This window comes from Bradyrhizobium erythrophlei (genome assembly GCF_042430365.1).
GTDB lineage: Bacteria > Pseudomonadota > Alphaproteobacteria > Rhizobiales > Xanthobacteraceae > Bradyrhizobium > Bradyrhizobium erythrophlei.
In genome coordinates, this window is the sequence record NZ_JBHMET010000203.1 from 1 (window position 1) to 2,266 (window position 2,266).

Below are 2,266 nucleotides of genomic sequence, written 5' to 3' on the forward strand. Positions count from 1 at the left end.
TGGGACCGCTTCGTCGGCAAATTCGTATTTTGCGAGGTGGGCACGCCGGGCGGATAAATGATGTTGGTATTGTGTGCGGCCGAGATCAGCCAGCTCCCGCCTCGCTTGATGAATATGTGCGTAAAGAAACCCTCTCTTGGTTGGCGAAGCGAGCCATCGGGATTCTTGTCGCCGCGGAGCGCCCACTTCACGTGAACAAGCGCGACCTCGGGCGCGAGGAAGCGGATGCTTGTATCGAGGGTAGTCCACAGGCTCTCCTTGAACATCATTGTATGCGTGGCTGCATGGTTTTTTTCTATTTCTTCGCGTCCCTTCCAAAAATGCCCATTGACGTTGATGAAGTCTGCGTCCGGCGTGAACAGAGCCGCCAGCGCCTTCATGTCGTGGCTATTCCATACATCCTGCCAGCGTGTCTCAACGTCGCGCAGGGCGTTCTCGTCCTCGGCTCCGGCAGACAGGCTGGCCGCGGGCAGGCACACCAGAACGAGACCTAGCAAAGAGATGGCGATGCGGGTCATCATGGGCTCCCTGTTTGATGTTCCATGCAATTGGAGCCCACCCGGCCGCCGGTGCCTTGAAAGAAAGCTGGAAAAATCCTGGAAAAGGGCTGAAATTTCCAACGCAATGCCGATACGAAACTGCGTCGAAGCGGTAATTTCATGGTGCACGAGATATTCCAATTCGAGGGATACACGCTCGACGTGACACGCGGGTCCTTGCGCGCAGGCGACCGGGAGGTCGAACTTCGGCCCAAAAGCTTCGAAGTGCTGCGGTATCTCGTCGAGAATGCGAGCCGCCTTGTGCCGAAGGAGGAACTTTTTGGCGCCATCTGGCCAGGCATATTCGTGGGGGATGACTCGCTGGCCCGTTGCGTGAGCGAGGTGCGCTCGGCATTGCGCGACGAACATCAGCGGATCATCAAGACAGTTCCTCGCCGAGGCTACCTGTTCGCCGCCACGGTCTCGCAACCGAAGCCCGCTGCCCTGCCGCTGCCCGATCGTCCTTCGATCGCCGTGCTTCCATTCTCCAACTTGAGCGGCGACCCGGAGCAGGACTATTTTAGCGATGGAGTATCCGAGGACGTCATTACCGGCCTTTCGAAATTCCGTGACCTCTTCGTCATCGCGCACCATTCGGCATCGAATTACAAAGGCCAGCAGTTCGATGCCAAACAGATCGGTTCGGAGCTCGGTGTCCGCTATCTTCTGGTCGGAAGCGTTCGCCGAGGTACAGCGCGCCTGCGTATCACGGTCCAGCTTGTGGACGCGAACACGGCCCATCAACTCTGGGCCGAGCACTATGACCGCGAGCCTACCGACATTTTCGCCGTTCAGGACGAGGTCACACAAAAGATCGTGGTGACTTTGGTCACTCACGTTGCCAAGTCCGAACTTGTTCGCGCACTGCGCAAACCGCCCCACACGCTTGCGGCATATGACTATTACCTGCGTGGGAACGCTTTGATGAAGACCATGCAGCGCGACAAGCGGGGACAGACGATTGCCACAATACGGGCGCTTTACCAGGAGGCTCTGAACGCCGATCCCAACTACGCGTTGGCAATGCACGCATTAGCAAATACCTATTTTTCAGGTTGGATCGAGCCGACCGCGCACGAGCCGATCGCGCGGGAGTACCGGGATCAGAGCGTACTCGACCACGCTCTATCTGTGGTGCAGCGGGCAGTAGAGTTGGACGAGACCCTGCCGGAAGCGCACGCGACGCTCGCCTGGATATTGCACTGGCAATACCGCAGGGAGGAAAGCTTGGCGGAGTACGCGCTCGCGTTCGAACTCAATCCAAATCTTGCAGACGGACGTTTTGGGCATGTCTTGAGCCAAAACGGTAGAAATGCTGAAGCGATCGACTTCCTCAAGCGGGTCATGCGCCTCGACCCATTCCACCCACCCCTGTACCTCATGTATCTTGGAAGCGCCTACTATCTGGACGGCCGCTATCAAGAGGCGTTCGAGGTTCTCAGGGCCGCGGCGAGAAGGCTGCCGGGTTTTAGGCCTGTCCACGTCTGGCGCGCGGCCGCATCTGCTAGATTGGACCGGAGCGAGGAGGCAATGGAGGCCGCGGCAGAAGTGTTGCGGCTGCAGCCCGATTTCACCATCAGCGAGTTCTTGCTTCTGACGCGACATGCCAAGCAGGAGCACGCTGAACGCCTTGCCGAAGGCTTGCGCAAGGCGGGCCTACCGTAGTGATGTCGAGAACATCCGAAGGGGTACGCAGTTTCGATGCCGAATGTCTCTTATGGGTCATT

2 protein-coding genes are annotated in these 2,266 nt (G+C 58.3%); one reads left to right on the forward strand and one right to left on the reverse strand.

Translation table 11 applies throughout. The annotated features are described in order from the left end of the window. On the reverse strand, positions 1–668 hold a 668-nt coding region (locus ACFFWD_RS29200; protein ID WP_376971209.1), incomplete at its 3' end, for an SgcJ/EcaC family oxidoreductase. Here ACFFWD_RS29200 and ACFFWD_RS29205 point away from each other — a divergent pair. After that, positions 660–2,204, forward strand: coding sequence for a winged helix-turn-helix domain-containing protein (locus tag ACFFWD_RS29205; RefSeq protein ID WP_376971211.1), 1,545 nt, complete (start codon positions 660–662; stop codon positions 2,202–2,204). The two genes, ACFFWD_RS29200 and ACFFWD_RS29205, sit on opposite strands and share 9 nt — an antisense overlap. The last annotated feature ends 62 nt before the right edge of the window (positions 2,205–2,266 follow it).

Bases quoted from the DNA above. Each gene is read 5' to 3' on its own strand.
- ACFFWD_RS29205 (WP_376971211.1), top strand. From the start codon at position 660: ATGGTGCACGAGATATTCCAATTCGAGGGATACACGCTCGACGTGACA.